The organism is Parvularcula marina (assembly GCF_003399445.1).
Lineage (GTDB): Bacteria > Pseudomonadota > Alphaproteobacteria > Caulobacterales > Parvularculaceae > Parvularcula > Parvularcula marina.
Genome location: NZ_QUQO01000001.1, coordinates 397,491 through 410,200 on the forward strand (window position 1 = coordinate 397,491; position 12,710 = coordinate 410,200).

Genomic DNA, 12,710 nt, shown 5'->3' on the forward strand with positions numbered 1-12,710 from the left:
GCCTAGAATGGCAAACGTCGTAGGCGCCCTCCGATCAGAAGCGCGCATCTCCGCCGATGATGAAGGTGTGGCTCTCCACACCGGTGTCGGAGGCTTCCTGAATGCCAACAAAAGGTTGGAAGCCGTTATTGTAGACATATTCCGCCCCCAGATTGAGGAAGGGTAGCACCGACCATTCAAGCGCGGCCGAGTGCTGATCAGCAAGATCGAACTCGGTATCGTCCGGGCCGAAAATGCCGCGGCTGAGCACAGCCGAGAAATTCGCGCCCTTGCCCATCAGGTCGAAATGATAGCGCCCCTGCAGCGTGATCGCCTGAAGAACGGGCGAGTCGTCATAGCTCTCGCCGGTAAGCGCTGACATGGTCGTTGCCGGCCATTTGTCAGTCGAACGGGTGTACTCTGCTTCGACATCAATGTTCTCGAAATTGAGGAGCGCCGCGACATTCATCAGCCCGTTGCGTTCCTGAAAGAAGACCGGCGGGAAGGCCGGCGCATTGGGCGGTCCTGCGCGGATGATCGCCTCTTCGGTGTGGGCGGTGAAATTGTTGTTGTAGATCGTGTCATGCAGATAGCTGGCGGACAGCCTTGCCCGCGCACCGATGCGGTCGAGGGTGAAGACCTTCTCCGCCTTGACCGCGAAATTGCCGAAGACATCGTCATTATCCGAATAGGCGACCCGCATCTGGCGGCTGCCATTGATCAGCGTGCCCGAGACGCGGAACGTATCCCCGATATAGCCAACCTCGACGACCGGATCGTCCGACAGCGTCCAGAAATAGTGCTGGTTCACCGAATGGGTGAAGGGCGTGAACGTATCGAACTGACCGAAATCGACCGTCTTCCGCCCAACCGCAGCATAGAACGGAGATTGCTCGAGATTACCGAAGATCACATAGGCTTCGCGAAGCTGCACATTGTCCTGATCCGGACGATAGAAGACTTCTGAATGCTCAATCTGGGCAAAGCCGGTGATCCATTTGCCAAAATTGCCGGTGAAGGTGACGGCGGCATTCTGGATCAGCGCTTCGGTATTGTCGGTGTCACTGTCATGCTGGAACGGAAAGCGCGACAGGATCGGGAATTTGCCTGCGGTGTTGGTCTGTTCCTTGTAAAGACCGCCGCGGATCAACCCGCCGACATAAATGCTGTTGGTCTTGAGTTCGCCCGCCTCGTAGCGCTTGAGCAGGTAGGGCACATCCGAGGTCAGCCCTTCCTGAAAATCGAGTACCTTCTCAGTCAGCGCCCGGTCGCGTTCGACCGTGACAGGGCCGAGCCGCAGGCCGCGCCCCTCTTCTGCTGCCGCAAAGGACATCCCTGCGATGATACTGGAAATGGCAAAAACAAACGATTTCATGGCCCCGGCCTTCACCTCAAGACGATGAAGCGGGGCTAGCAATGAGGTGTTAACCGAGTGTTCCCTCGCCCTGCGGCGATCAGTTCCAGTCCTTTCGGGACAGCCAGACCGCGATGACGATGAAGAGCGCGCCGCCGCCGAGCCCGCCAATCAGCAAAGTCTGCGTACCCAATCCGGCTTCCGAGCTGAGCATGTTGGCGGGCAGCAGCCACGGCATGAAATTGTAATTCTCGGTCGCGATGCCGAGGAATTTGAGCTGGTTGAGCGTGCCGACAAGAATCGCAAGGAACACCCCGCCAATGCCGGTCAGCAGCGGTAGGACCAGCCCGCCAAACCGCATCGCGACTCCGAACTGGATGGCGACAAGAAGGAAGCTGGCAAGCCAGATCTCGAACATCTCCTTGCCCATATGCTTCCATGGCACCATGCCAAAGAACGCATAATCAGGGCGGAGAAGGCCATGCACCTTGCCCGCGCCGATGCTCGCCCCGACAACAAGCGCACTGATCAGTGCCATGACGACAAGCGCGACAATCGCTTTGACGAGAAAGACCTGCCATTTCCGCTGTGGCAGCGTCAGCATGTAGGACCAGGTGTTCGGGCGGTATTCGATCTGCCCCATCATCGCGGTGATCACCGTCGCCGTCATCGGCAACAGGAAATAGGCCCAGGCATAGGACGCGCCTGTCTCCAGCATCGTCCAGGCCGGCCGCTCATCGACATTGCCGAGCCCGATCAGGAAGATCGAGAAAAGGAACACCGGCACGGCCAGCGAAGTCAGCCAGAGCTTTGACCGGCGGAGCTTGAAGAGTTCTGCGAGGAATAAACGAAACATGGCTCAGCCCTCCCCGCCCGGTTTAGTCAGCTCAAGGAAGACATTCTCGAGCTGCGGTTGTTTGAGTTCGAAATAGCTGACTTCGATGCCGGCCCCGACGAGCGCCGCCAGCAAGGCCGCCCGGCCCTTTTTATCCCAGTCACAGCGCGCCTCAACGAAGGAGCCGCGGATATTGGGCTCAAGCCCGCTATTGGTGAAGACCTCCGCAGCGCGGGTGGGATCATCGACTTCCGCGATCAGGAAGGCGCCTGCACTGGCTTTCAGTTCCTCAAGCGGCCCCTGAAAGAGCAGCTTACCCTTGTTGATGAGGGCGCAGGTGTCCGCCATCTGCTCGACTTCCGAGAGAAGGTGGCTGGAGAGAAGGACGGTCGTGCCGGTCCGTTCGGGCAGCGATTTGATCAGCTCCCGGACTTCGGCGATGCCGGATGGATCGAGCCCGTTGGTCGGCTCATCAAGGATCAGGAGCTGCGGCTTACCCAGAAGCGCGCGACCGATCGCGAGGCGCTGGCGCATTCCGAGCGAATAGCCCTTCGATTTGCGGTTCGCCGCATGGGTCAGCCCGACCAGCGCGAGAATTTCCTCGACCTCATCCCTGCCGCGCCCAATCAGGGTTGCATGCATCCGAAGAGTCTGGCGGCCGGTCAGGGTCGGATAGAGCGCGGGCTGCTCGACGATCGCACCGACCTTCCCGAGCGCCGCATAACGGTTGCTCCCCAGATCCGCGCCATTGACCCGCACACGCCCGCGATTGGGGCGGATCAGGCCAAGAAGCATGCGAAGGGTTGTCGTCTTGCCAGAACCATTGGGGCCCAGGAAGCCGAAAACACTGCCCTCCGGCACCTGCAGATCAATCCCGTCGACCGCCCGGACGCTGCCGTAACGCTTTGAAAGTCCTGATGTTTCAATAGAAAAATTCATAAGCGCCTAGTCAACTCCACATCATGAAGGTGGGTGACGTCATATCGACTGTCAATAAGTGAATTGCCCCGCAACAATGATAGTGTGAGGCCCAATTCGATTCACCCTGCCCTGTTACCAGCCTATCCCGCAGGAACTGTTCATGTCCAAACCACCCATTGGCGGCGGCACAAAGAAAATCCTCTATGCGCTCGACTCGCTGCGGCAGATCGGAGTGCGACGCTCAGCCAAGGCGCTAACCTCGAAGAATACCTGCAAGGCCTGCGCGCTCGGCATGGGCGGCCAGCATGGCGGCATGACCAACGAAATGGACGAGTTTCCATCCGTCTGTAACAAGAGCATTCAGGCGCAGCTGACGGATATCCAGCCGGCAATCCCTGAAGGGCTGTTTGACCACGGCCTTGCCGATTTCCGTGAGCTGTCAGGCCGGGAGCTGGAACGCCTCGGCCGGCTCGACACCCCGCTTCACAAGAAAGCAGGCGAGCTGCGGTTCTCGCCCATCGGCTGGGATGAGGCGATGGAGATCGCTGCCGCGCGTTTCGGAGACACCGATCCCGCACGGACATTCTTTTATTCTTCCGGCCGGTCTTCAAACGAAGCGGGCTTTCTCTTCCAGCTTCTCGCACGGGCCTACGGCACCAACAACGTCAACAATTGCTCCTATTACTGTCATCAGGCGACCAGCGTCGCGCTGGGCACGACCATCGGCACGGGCACTTCGACGGTGGAGCTGGCCGATCTTGGCAGGGCGGATTGTATCTTCGTGATCGGAGCCAATCCGTCCTCGAACCATCCGCGCTTTATCCATCAGCTGAAAGCGTGCCGGGACCGTGGCGGCGAAGTGATCATCATCAACCCGGCAAAGGAGCCGGGTCTCGTCAAATTCGCGGTACCCAAAAGCCCCAAATCGCTGCTCTCGGGCGGGACGGAGATCGCGTCCTTCTATCTGCAGCCGCGCATCGGCGAGGATATGGCCCTCTTCAAGGGGATCGCAAAAGCGCTCCTCGCAATGGACGCCCTCGATCAGGATTTCATCGCTCATCATACAGACGGGATCGAAGCGTTCTGCGCCGATATCGAGGCCACCAGATGGGAAGAGATTACCTCCCGCACCGGGATCGAGCGCGGGCAGATCGAGGACGCCGCTCGGCGCTATGCTGGCGCAAAGTCTGCCGTCTTTGCCTGGGGCATGGGGATGACCCATCACCTCCATGGCTGCGAGAATATCGAATATATCGCAGGGCTTGCGCTCTTACGCGGTATGATCGGGCGGCCGGGCGCCGGACTCCTACCCCTGCGCGGGCATTCGAATGTGCAAGGCATCGGCACGATCGGCGTGAAACCCGTCCTGCCAGAAGACATCCTTACTCGGATGGAAGAAACGCTCGGCGTCACCCTGCCCCGTGGCGGCGGGCTCGATACAATGGCCTCGATGCAGGCCGCGAGCGAGGGCCGGATCGATGCCGCGCTCCTGATGGGCGGGAACCTCCTTGAGGCCAATCCCGACCGGGACTGGGCGGCAGCAGCGCTTGACCGGATCGGGTTCCGGCTGTGCCTGACGACGACGCTCAATCGCAGCCATGTGTCGGGGAATGATGCGAGCGAGATGATCATCCTGCCGGTCACTGCGAGGGATGAAGAGCCCGAGCCGACGACACAAGAATCGATGTTCAACTTCGTGCGCCTCAGCGATGGTGGGATTGAACGACTGATCAATGTCCGCTCCGAAGTCCGTATTCTGACAGAGCTTGCAGCCCGCCTCTTCCCCGATGGCCCCATCGACTGGGAGAGCTTTGCGCGGCACCGCACGATCCGCGAGGCGATTTCCGATATTGTCCCCGGCATGGAGGAGCTGCGTGACATCTATGTCGCGAAGCACGAATTCCATATCCGCAACCGGCTGATCCACACGCCGCAATTCAACACAAATGACGGCAAGGCGCATTTCGTCACGCACCCTTTGCCTACTCAACCAGATGAACGGCCTTTCCGGCTGACCTCCCTGCGCAGTGAAGGCCAGTTCAACTCCATCATCTATGAGGAGAAGGACAGCTATCGGGGTACGGAAACCCGCTGGTCAGTGATGATGCACAAGGACGATATCACGGAGCTGGGGCTTGGCGAGTATGCCGATATCACCTCCGATCATGGCGAGATGCGCAAAGTCCGGGTCTATCCCTTTGACCTGCCCAAGGGCTGCGTCATGGCTTACTACCCCGAGGCCAATGCCCTGACCGGCACGGCGGTCGATCCGCGCAGCCGCACGCCCTCCTTCAAATCGACACCGGTCTCGATCAGCCCGGCCTGAGCCCTATTCGAGACCCAGCGCCGCAAGTGCGCCGGGGATCCAGTCATCCGTGCCAAGATCGTAAAGCGCAAAATCGCTGAGGAAATTCCACATGCACCAGGGAATGGTGTTGGCCTCAGCGGCCATGCGCATATCCTCATACCATTCGAGCCGTTCGGACAGCGGCACACCGATATAGACGCCGCCCTCGCCCATGAAGAGCGGCACCTGCCGGTCGGCCGAGAACTGCGCGGCATCTGCAAAATCAGTCGCCATCTGCGCAAGTTCCTGCGCTGTGCCCCATTCAGTGCCGGTCGGCGGCGGGTTCTGAAGGAAGGTCGCCCCCTGGTGGGTGAAATTGAACGGGTCATAATAGTGGAATGAGGCGATGATATAGCGGTCATCCGGCCCCTGAAAATTATTGAGGAGCCCGGACAAACCGCCAAATCCATCCCCTGACAGGATCAGCGGCCGGTCGGGATTGGTCTGCCTTATGATCGGCACGACTTCGGCATTCAGCATGCCGAGCACATCCCCGCTCAACGCATCACGCGGCTCATTGATCAGCTCGAAATAAAGCCTGCCCGACTTGTTCTGGAAACGCGGCGCGATCTGCTCCCAGAGCGCTAAGAAAGCCGGGCGCTCCGCCGCGGGGTTCGAATAAAGCGGATCATAATGATGGACATTCATGATCACGGTCAGATTGCGTGCCAGCGCCTGATCAATCACTTCCTCGACTCGGTCCATCCAGACAGGATCGATTGTATAATCGGGTGCCGGGCCGGTCTTGTTATGCCACCTGATCGGAATGCGGACGATATCGAACCCGGCATCGGCGATGATATCGAAATAGCGCTCCTCGATCGTCACACCCCATGAGCCTTCGGTCGGATCGCCTTCAAGCGCATTGCCCATATTGATGCAGGTCGATCCCTCGACCATCGCCTCACTTGGTGTCCCGCTATCGCCCATATAGGGCGGCGGTGGGGGTGGAGGCGGCGCGGGCGGCGTGACGGCGACAGTGGATGAGCCGCCACCCCCTCCTCCGCAAGCGGACATAAAGAGGCCAGCGGCGATCATCCCGCAGCGCAACAAATTCGACCGGATACGCATGAGTTCCTCCCGGCATGTTCTTGTTTTACGGCAGCCTAAGGGATCAACGCGATTTTGTTAAGCGCTAACATTGGCGTCATTACTGGACTTCTTGAACCCGCCGCGCTCACGTCCTACATTAACCATGGGTCATGGCAGGGAACACATCATGAAACGTACCGCATCCGCACTCGGCAGCCTCATCCTGATCATCGCGATCGGCGCGGCCGCTATGTATATCCTTCCGCAATGGAATGTCTGGCGCGCCGACCTCGCGGGGCAAGCCGCCCTCGCCGAAGCGGAGAACGCCCGCAAGGTCCAGATCGAAGAGGCGAAAGCCCAGCTCGAATCTGCCCGCTATTATGCCGAAGCCGAAATCGAGCGCGCCAAAGGCGTGGCCGAGGCCAATGACATCATCGCCGACGGGCTCGGCGGTCCGGACGGGTATCTGCGTTATCTCTGGATCCAGAAGCTGGGCCAGAATAATCAGGACGTCATCTATATCCCGACCGAGGCAGGCATCCCGATCCTCGAAGCGGGCCGCATCCCGATGGCCACGGAATAACAGACAGAATAACAGCCTGAATTCGGGCGCACAGGATAAGTCCTGTACGCCCTTTTTTCATCAATAGTAACGGAACCAGCTGCCCCGGTGGAGTTGGGGCGGCATGGCGCCGATCCCCGCCTCTGCAAAGATCGCCCGGATCCGGCCGACAATCGTCGCAGGGACGGTGTCGTTCTTGATCCCCTCAATGTCACCCACTGACCAGCCAGCGCCGGGCAGGCGGACGATCTCGACAGTGGCAACGGGTCGACCTTTCTCCGAATACCGATAGAAATAGCTCGTCCCGTCGAGGACATCGAGGTGATAGGTCCGCACACAATTGTCGAATTCAAGCGCCAGACGCTTGAGTTCGGCAAAGCTGGTGATCGGCCGCAGATCCTCATTCCCCCGCCAAGGTGGCGCAGGAAACGGGGCATGCTGATAGTGATGCTGGACCCAGCGACGCATGATGTCTTCTTCCTCCTCCGTTTTACACTGACTGAGGGAGCGGAGGATATCTTCTTCCGTCATGTCTGGACGAATGCGCCGCACGACATCCAGCGTGAAGATCAACTCCTCGACATCCTGTGACCGTTTGAGGCGGGACATCACTTTCTCCGTGCGGAGGATCGGCGGCAGACGGTAGAGCGTTCGGATGGCCCGGCGGGAAATCGCCTTGCGTCGGCGGAGAACCTCAATCGCGTGCTCATCCTCGACCAGGGCCGCGAGCCGCCGATAGGATGCCGGCCGCCACAGCTCGCCCGATAATTTCAGGACGAGCTTCAGCACTGCCGCCGGCACGTCCGGGGCAACATCCGCCAGCACATCTTTCCGCTTACGGCTCAAAAGCCCGCGTTCAACGGCGGCAAAATGATCAGTATCCTCCGCCATCTCGCCCATCAAAGCGACGATCAGGCCGACATAGTGCCAGTCCCGGCGGCGCAGGGCGAGATAGTCGGCAAGTCGCGACGGCTCGCGCTCGAAAACGGGCACGAGATAAGGCGTCAGCCACCAGAATGGATAGGTACGGATTGTCATGCCCGCCTCCCGTGAGTGGTTCACTCCGGAAGGTCCCGCCTGCCGGAGATTCAGATATCGTTGAATGTCTGGTCGCGGAAATCGCGCATGGGTTACTCCTTCAACCCGGCAGCCAATGGCCGGGAGGCGCCAGATGGCGGAACTCCGTGCACAAGGCAAGAGGCATGCGGAAGGAAATCAGGAGCGTTGCGCCTGCGCAACAGTGAGGCTCTCGCGCCTAATTGGCGGCCAGTGAGCTGACGAATTCGGCACGGACGCGCTCGGCACCGTCCGTTTTGGCATCGCGCATAGCCGTCAGATACCAGATGAGCGCGATACAGACATCTTCCTCATCGACCTGCATACCGGAGATGAGCGCGATGTAGCGGTCTTTTTCCTCCGAGGACGGAATGGAATCAGCAACCTGCTGCCAGTCATCGGCGCGCAGCGGCTCGCGGCCCACCGGATGGTCGCGGCCTTCGGCAATAGCGGTCAGGAGCGCGGTCGACTGCTCGCCCAGCCGGTCGATCATCTCATTCATCAGCGGCGTACCAACGAACCCCATCGGCCCCTCCATCGCGTAGCGCTGGCAGGTCTGATAGCCCCATTTGGTCTGGACAAATTCATGCGCCTCGATCTGCATGTCGAGCACCGCGATCAGGGCATCGTCCGGGGCCTGATAGGCGTGGGGCGCATTCGATTTGCGGATGTTCGCTGTGAACTGGGCCGAGGCCTGTTCGATCTCAACCGCGCTCGCCCCGGCTTCGGTTTTCTCCAGCACCATGTCGAGAAGCTGGCCATATTCGTCGGGGAAGTTCTTCTGGATATTTCGGAAGGCCGCGGCATCCGCCGTGTCGGCGCTGGCAAGCTCAGCCTCGAGCTGTTCGCGCGCGGTTTTGGGTTTGTCCGCTTCCTCGCGCGGACCGCCATTGAGAAAGTAGCCGGCCGTAAAGGCGATGACGACGAGGGCTATGACCCCTGCCCCGGCGATGATTTTCTTGTTCATTTTGCGCCCCTCGCGATCAGCCGCAGATGGTGCGCGTGCCGGTTGATGGGGTCAAGAGAGCCCCGCGCGGCGGCTATTATTACGCCCAGCTCGACACAGGTGAGATCGTCATGGTCGCCATTGCCAGCCAGCTGATTACCGAGTTCCTCGACTAATCCTCCCCTTGCTGGCGAGGCATGAAAGCCGGTCTGCTCCCCCTCGCAGGCCGGCTTTTTCGTGGGCGAGGACGGGTGGTGAGACTAAATCGGCTGACGGCCCTGCCGCTCATTTGTTCTCTTAATAGCGCCGTCATCCCGCGGCTTGACCGCGGGACCCAGGAAGCAATGGGGTAAAAAAAAAGGGATGAGCGGGTGGTGGACATTGGTCAGATGACGGATAGCTACTACCCTCCTACCCGTTCACCTCACACCAATCCGCCACACGGAGCCAGCCCCGGATCATCTCCCAGCCGCTGGCATCAGGGCCGAGAAGATCCGGCGCATTCTCCCGCAAATGCCGGTAGAAGCCGAGCGGCGCGTCGGACGCCCCGCTCTCTTCCGTCTCCGGAGGGTTAACGGCCCGCCAGCGTGCAAACTCGTTCATCACGAGCGGGCGGGCATCCCCGGCCATCATCCGCGGCCTGCCTCCATGACGGCTTTTTTCTGTTTCCAGTTATCGAACTGGGCCCAGACGCCCTCATCGCCGTGCCATTCGCCTTGCGTTGCGCCTTTGGAATATTCCGTGGCCCGCGCTTCGAAGAAGTTAGCGTGCTCAACCCCGTTGAGGATCTCGCGCAGCCAGGGAAGCGGGTGCTTGTCAATGCCGTAAACGGTCGGCAGGCCAAGCTGGCCCAAACGCCAGTCCGCGATATGGCGGATATAGGTCTTGATGTCGTCCGGCGTCATGCCGGGCACCTCACCCATCTCGAACGCCAGATCGATGAACTTGTCCTCCATCGACACTACCGTCTTGCAGCAATCGACGATATCGTCCGCAACGGCAGGTGTCAGGCAGCCGGTTTCTTTGGTGAATTCATGGAACAGGCGGATCATCCCCTCACAGTGAAGACTTTCATCGCGCACCGACCAAGAGACGATCTGGCCCATGCCCTTCATCTTGTTCTGGCGCGGGAAATTCATCAGCATGGCGAAGGAAGCAAAAAGCTGGAGCCCTTCGGTGAAGCCGCCGAACATGGCGACCGTGCGGGCAATGTCTGCCTCGGTGTCGACGCCGAATTCCTGCATGTAGTTATGTTTGTCCGCCATCGCCTCATATTCCATGAAGGCGGAGAATTCGGATTCCGGCATGCCGATAGTTTCAAGCAGAAGCGCATAGGCCGCGATATGGATCGTCTCCATATTCGAGAAGGCCGACAGCATCATCTTGATCTCGGTCGGTTTGAAGACGCGGGAATAGCGCTCCATGTAATTGTCGTTCACCTCGACATCCGACTGAGTGAAGAAGCGGAAAATCTGTGTCAGGAGGTTCCGCTCATTATCGGTCAGGGTGTTCGCCCAATCCTTGCAGTCCTCGCCGAGGGGCACTTCTTCCGGCATCCAGTGCACCTGCTGCTGCTTTTTCCAGTAATCATACGCCCACGGATAACGAAACGGCTTGTAGCTGTGCGAAGGCGTCAGAAGGCCGGGCAGGTTCATGGCTTTATCGTCGAACATCGGATGATCACTCACTGGTCAGTTGAAAGGCGGATCGGTTGTAGCGTGGCAAACAGGTGACGCGATTCGGCACGCCCCCAACAGGCTCCACTATATCTTGTATGGTTAACGCGCGATATGCCGCAATTTCCACAAAATCTGGGTTAGTCGAATTTATTGCCACCCACACGCTTTGGTGGTAATTTTTTGACCACCTGGGAGGGCATGAGATGAATTGGTTTATGATTGAGCGCTGGCTCGGCAGGGGTCTCTGGATCTTCTTGGCTGTCGTGTCGGTGAAACTTTTCCTTGTCCCGAAAATCACCGGCGTCAGTCCGGTCGGCGGCTATTCCGATACGCTGCTCTTCTTCTCTTCCATTGCTGTGATCTCCCTCTTCGTCTCGCTCATCACCTTGAGGTGATAAAACTGGCGAGCGGCGCCTCCACGCCGTAACCTCTGGCCGGTCCGCAGCGAAAAGGCCGGTATGACCAGATTTTTTGCCCTCCCGCTCATCCTTCTTTGTGCCCTCGCCGCCTGTGGTGGCAGCAAAGGAGGGAGCGCTGCCGAAAAGGCGCCTGATCTCATGGACGTGCCCGAAGACGCGAGCACCCTCGTCGTCGCGGGCGGCTGTTTCTGGTGTGTGGAAAAAGATTTCGAAGCGCGGGCCGATGTCTATGAGGCGGTTTCAGGCTTTGCCGGCGGGGATAAGCGCGACGCGACCTATCGTGACCATGAAGGCCATCGCGAAGCGGTCGAGGTCTATTATGACGCAAGCCAGACGAGCTTTGCGGAGCTGATCTACTTCTTCTTGCGCACCATCGATGTGACCGATGCTGGTGGTCAATTCTGTGACCGCGGCCACGCCTATACGACCGCCATCTATTATAAGAGTGAGGCAGAACGCGCCGCTGCCGAGGCCGCTATTGCCGAAGCCGAAAAGCTCTTGGGCAAGGAAATTGCGACCCGCGTCGAGCCCCTGCCCTTTTTTGTCGCCGCCGAGGACTACCACCAGGATTACTACAAGAGCGACGAGCAGATTCTGACCCGTTATGGCCGCCTGCCGAAATCCGAGGCCTATAAGCGCTATCGCAAAGGTTGTGGCCGGGATGCCCGTGTCCGCGCTGTCTGGGGCGACGAAGCCGCTACACATTAAGGGCTTTTCCCCTTTTGTGGAAAAATAGTTCCCTTTATGTTCTCTTTCATGCTAAATGAGAACATACCAGAAACATGGGAGCAGTCAGATGGCGGATCTTGCAGAAAACAGGCTGGCGGAATGCCTTGAGCGGGCAGCCCGAGGCGAAGCGCGATTTGTACGCGGCGCCCGGCTGGGGCCACATATGGTGGATTTCTTCTGCATGGAGGCCCGACTCGTCGTCGAGCTGGATTGCGCGCCCCTGCGCACTGAATCTGCGCGGACGGCTCACCGCCTTCGGTTACGCTCTTTGGAGCAGCGCGGTTACCGGGTGCTGCGGTTCTGGGCCGATCATGTCGAAGCCGCGCCAGCCAGTGTGGAACGGCTCGTCCGCCAGGCGCTGGGGCGGGGGCGCCGCCCTCTTCGCCACGCAACACCAGCACCGATGCCTATCGCGGCATAAGCTGCGATACAAAGAAGCAGCGATACCGGAGTATCGCCGCTTCCTATTATTTACATGTTGGATCTTGTGACAGCTGCCCTGTTAGCTTTTTAGCCTTTTGCCGACGTCAATTCCCGATCGAGGAGATCGACGGCTTTGCCCAGATGTTCCGCGATTCCGTCCAGCCCCTTTTGACGGCACCACACTTCCAAGCTGATAAGTCTCGGCGCGAGGCTCATGAGCTCAGTCTCTCTCCCCATCTGACTGGCGCTGTCTTTCACTTCCTCTTTTTCAGGCCCCTCATCAGGGGGTGAAGACATGCCCGCTCCTCCTAGGTTGCGAAGCAGACGCAATACCAGTTATCCGCTAATACAACAACCATAGATACCCATATAATGCATCACTCGCGCGAACATAGTTATCCCCCCTTATTGACAGCGCAAAGGGGCTT

Annotated in this window: 15 protein-coding genes; 6 read left to right on the top strand and 9 right to left on the bottom strand. The window is 59.3% G+C overall.

Annotation, left to right across the window (positions count from 1 at the left end; genetic code table 11):
• Positions 1–34 precede the first annotated feature (34 nt).
• From DX908_RS01790 to DX908_RS01800, 3 genes are all read right to left on the bottom strand, one after another.
• Positions 35–1,354, bottom strand: coding sequence for a DUF3573 domain-containing protein (locus DX908_RS01790; protein ID WP_116390747.1), 1,320 nt, complete (start codon positions 1,352–1,354; stop codon positions 35–37).
• A 79-nt stretch (positions 1,355–1,433) separates the two neighbouring features.
• Entirely contained in the window at positions 1,434–2,189 is a 756-nt protein-coding gene (locus DX908_RS01795) for an ABC transporter permease (protein ID WP_116390748.1), read from the bottom strand.
• 3 nt (positions 2,190–2,192) lie between these two features.
• A complete protein-coding gene (locus DX908_RS01800; protein ID WP_116390749.1) occupies positions 2,193–3,107 on the bottom strand; it encodes an ABC transporter ATP-binding protein in 915 nt (304 codons plus the stop codon).
• A 142-nt stretch (positions 3,108–3,249) separates the two neighbouring features.
• Between DX908_RS01800 and DX908_RS01805 the strand changes: the two genes are divergently transcribed.
• Positions 3,250–5,415, top strand: a complete 2,166-nt coding sequence (locus tag DX908_RS01805; protein WP_116390750.1) for an FdhF/YdeP family oxidoreductase — start codon at positions 3,250–3,252, stop codon at positions 5,413–5,415.
• A gap of 3 nt (positions 5,416–5,418) precedes the next feature.
• Here DX908_RS01805 and DX908_RS01810 read toward each other — a convergent pair whose 3' ends face one another.
• The gene (locus DX908_RS01810) at positions 5,419–6,507 is read right to left on the bottom strand and encodes a glycoside hydrolase family 5 protein (protein WP_116390751.1); all 1,089 of its coding nucleotides are present in this window, start codon (positions 6,505–6,507) and stop codon (positions 5,419–5,421) included.
• A gap of 148 nt (positions 6,508–6,655) precedes the next feature.
• On the opposite strand from DX908_RS01810, the gene DX908_RS01815 reads away from it, so the two are divergent.
• Positions 6,656–7,051, top strand: a complete 396-nt coding sequence (locus DX908_RS01815; RefSeq protein ID WP_116390752.1) for an SPFH domain-containing protein — start codon at positions 6,656–6,658, stop codon at positions 7,049–7,051.
• 60 nt (positions 7,052–7,111) lie between these two features.
• Here the strand turns inward: DX908_RS01815 and DX908_RS01820 are convergent, their stop codons facing one another.
• Positions 7,112–8,068 (bottom strand): hypothetical protein, encoded by a 957-nt coding sequence (locus DX908_RS01820; protein WP_116390753.1) that lies wholly within the window; start codon positions 8,066–8,068, stop codon positions 7,112–7,114.
• A 217-nt stretch (positions 8,069–8,285) separates the two neighbouring features.
• A complete protein-coding gene (locus DX908_RS01825; RefSeq protein WP_116390754.1) occupies positions 8,286–9,053 on the bottom strand; it encodes a hypothetical protein in 768 nt (255 codons plus the stop codon).
• A 26-nt stretch (positions 9,054–9,079) separates the two neighbouring features.
• On the opposite strand from DX908_RS01825, the gene DX908_RS16640 reads away from it, so the two are divergent.
• Positions 9,080–9,208 carry a hypothetical protein gene (locus DX908_RS16640; RefSeq protein ID WP_267895848.1) on the top strand — a complete coding sequence of 43 codons (129 nt, stop codon included), beginning with the start codon at positions 9,080–9,082 and terminating at the stop codon, positions 9,206–9,208.
• Between the two features lie 235 nt (positions 9,209–9,443).
• Here DX908_RS16640 and DX908_RS01830 read toward each other — a convergent pair whose 3' ends face one another.
• Positions 9,444–9,665 carry a hypothetical protein gene (locus DX908_RS01830; protein WP_116390755.1) on the bottom strand — a complete coding sequence of 74 codons (222 nt, stop codon included), beginning with the start codon at positions 9,663–9,665 and terminating at the stop codon, positions 9,444–9,446.
• Positions 9,662–10,705 (bottom strand): ribonucleotide-diphosphate reductase subunit beta, encoded by a 1,044-nt coding sequence (locus tag DX908_RS01835; protein ID WP_116390756.1) that lies wholly within the window; start codon positions 10,703–10,705, stop codon positions 9,662–9,664. The genes DX908_RS01830 and DX908_RS01835 overlap by 4 nt, the downstream gene beginning before the upstream one ends.
• Before the next feature lie 209 nt (positions 10,706–10,914).
• On the opposite strand from DX908_RS01835, the gene DX908_RS01840 reads away from it, so the two are divergent.
• From DX908_RS01840 to DX908_RS01850, 3 genes are all read left to right on the top strand, one after another.
• Positions 10,915–11,106, top strand: coding sequence for a hypothetical protein (locus tag DX908_RS01840; RefSeq protein ID WP_116390757.1), 192 nt, complete (start codon positions 10,915–10,917; stop codon positions 11,104–11,106).
• 63 nt (positions 11,107–11,169) lie between these two features.
• Complete coding sequence (msrA, locus tag DX908_RS01845; RefSeq protein ID WP_116390758.1) at positions 11,170–11,838, top strand: peptide-methionine (S)-S-oxide reductase MsrA; 669 nt, start codon at positions 11,170–11,172, stop codon at positions 11,836–11,838.
• A gap of 88 nt (positions 11,839–11,926) precedes the next feature.
• Positions 11,927–12,280: an endonuclease domain-containing protein gene (locus DX908_RS01850; RefSeq protein ID WP_158548424.1), complete on the top strand. Its 354-nt coding sequence runs from the start codon at positions 11,927–11,929 to the stop codon at positions 12,278–12,280.
• Positions 12,281–12,369: 89 nt separating this feature from the next.
• Here DX908_RS01850 and DX908_RS01855 read toward each other — a convergent pair whose 3' ends face one another.
• Positions 12,370–12,579 (bottom strand): hypothetical protein, encoded by a 210-nt coding sequence (locus tag DX908_RS01855; protein ID WP_116390760.1) that lies wholly within the window; start codon positions 12,577–12,579, stop codon positions 12,370–12,372.
• Between the last annotated feature and the right edge of the window lie 131 nt (positions 12,580–12,710).

Coding starts and splice junctions, on each gene's coding strand:
- DX908_RS16640 (WP_267895848.1), top strand. CDS start 9,080: ATGGTGCGCGTGCCGGTTGATGGGGTCAAGAGAGCCCCGCGCGGCGGC.
- DX908_RS01855 (WP_116390760.1), bottom strand. CDS start 12,579: ATGTCTTCACCCCCTGATGAGGGGCCTGAAAAAGAGGAAGTGAAAGAC.
- DX908_RS01835 (WP_116390756.1), bottom strand. CDS start 10,705: ATGTTCGACGATAAAGCCATGAACCTGCCCGGCCTTCTGACGCCTTCG.
- DX908_RS01840 (WP_116390757.1), top strand. CDS start 10,915: ATGAATTGGTTTATGATTGAGCGCTGGCTCGGCAGGGGTCTCTGGATC.
- DX908_RS01820 (WP_116390753.1), bottom strand. CDS start 8,068: ATGACAATCCGTACCTATCCATTCTGGTGGCTGACGCCTTATCTCGTG.
- msrA (WP_116390758.1), top strand. CDS start 11,170: ATGACCAGATTTTTTGCCCTCCCGCTCATCCTTCTTTGTGCCCTCGCC.
- DX908_RS01795 (WP_116390748.1), bottom strand. CDS start 2,189: ATGTTTCGTTTATTCCTCGCAGAACTCTTCAAGCTCCGCCGGTCAAAG.
- DX908_RS01815 (WP_116390752.1), top strand. CDS start 6,656: ATGAAACGTACCGCATCCGCACTCGGCAGCCTCATCCTGATCATCGCG.
- DX908_RS01810 (WP_116390751.1), bottom strand. CDS start 6,507: ATGCGTATCCGGTCGAATTTGTTGCGCTGCGGGATGATCGCCGCTGGC.
- DX908_RS01800 (WP_116390749.1), bottom strand. CDS start 3,107: ATGAATTTTTCTATTGAAACATCAGGACTTTCAAAGCGTTACGGCAGC.
- DX908_RS01850 (WP_158548424.1), top strand. CDS start 11,927: ATGGCGGATCTTGCAGAAAACAGGCTGGCGGAATGCCTTGAGCGGGCA.
- DX908_RS01790 (WP_116390747.1), bottom strand. CDS start 1,354: ATGAAATCGTTTGTTTTTGCCATTTCCAGTATCATCGCAGGGATGTCC.
- DX908_RS01830 (WP_116390755.1), bottom strand. CDS start 9,665: ATGATGGCCGGGGATGCCCGCCCGCTCGTGATGAACGAGTTTGCACGC.
- DX908_RS01825 (WP_116390754.1), bottom strand. CDS start 9,053: ATGAACAAGAAAATCATCGCCGGGGCAGGGGTCATAGCCCTCGTCGTC.
- DX908_RS01805 (WP_116390750.1), top strand. CDS start 3,250: ATGTCCAAACCACCCATTGGCGGCGGCACAAAGAAAATCCTCTATGCG.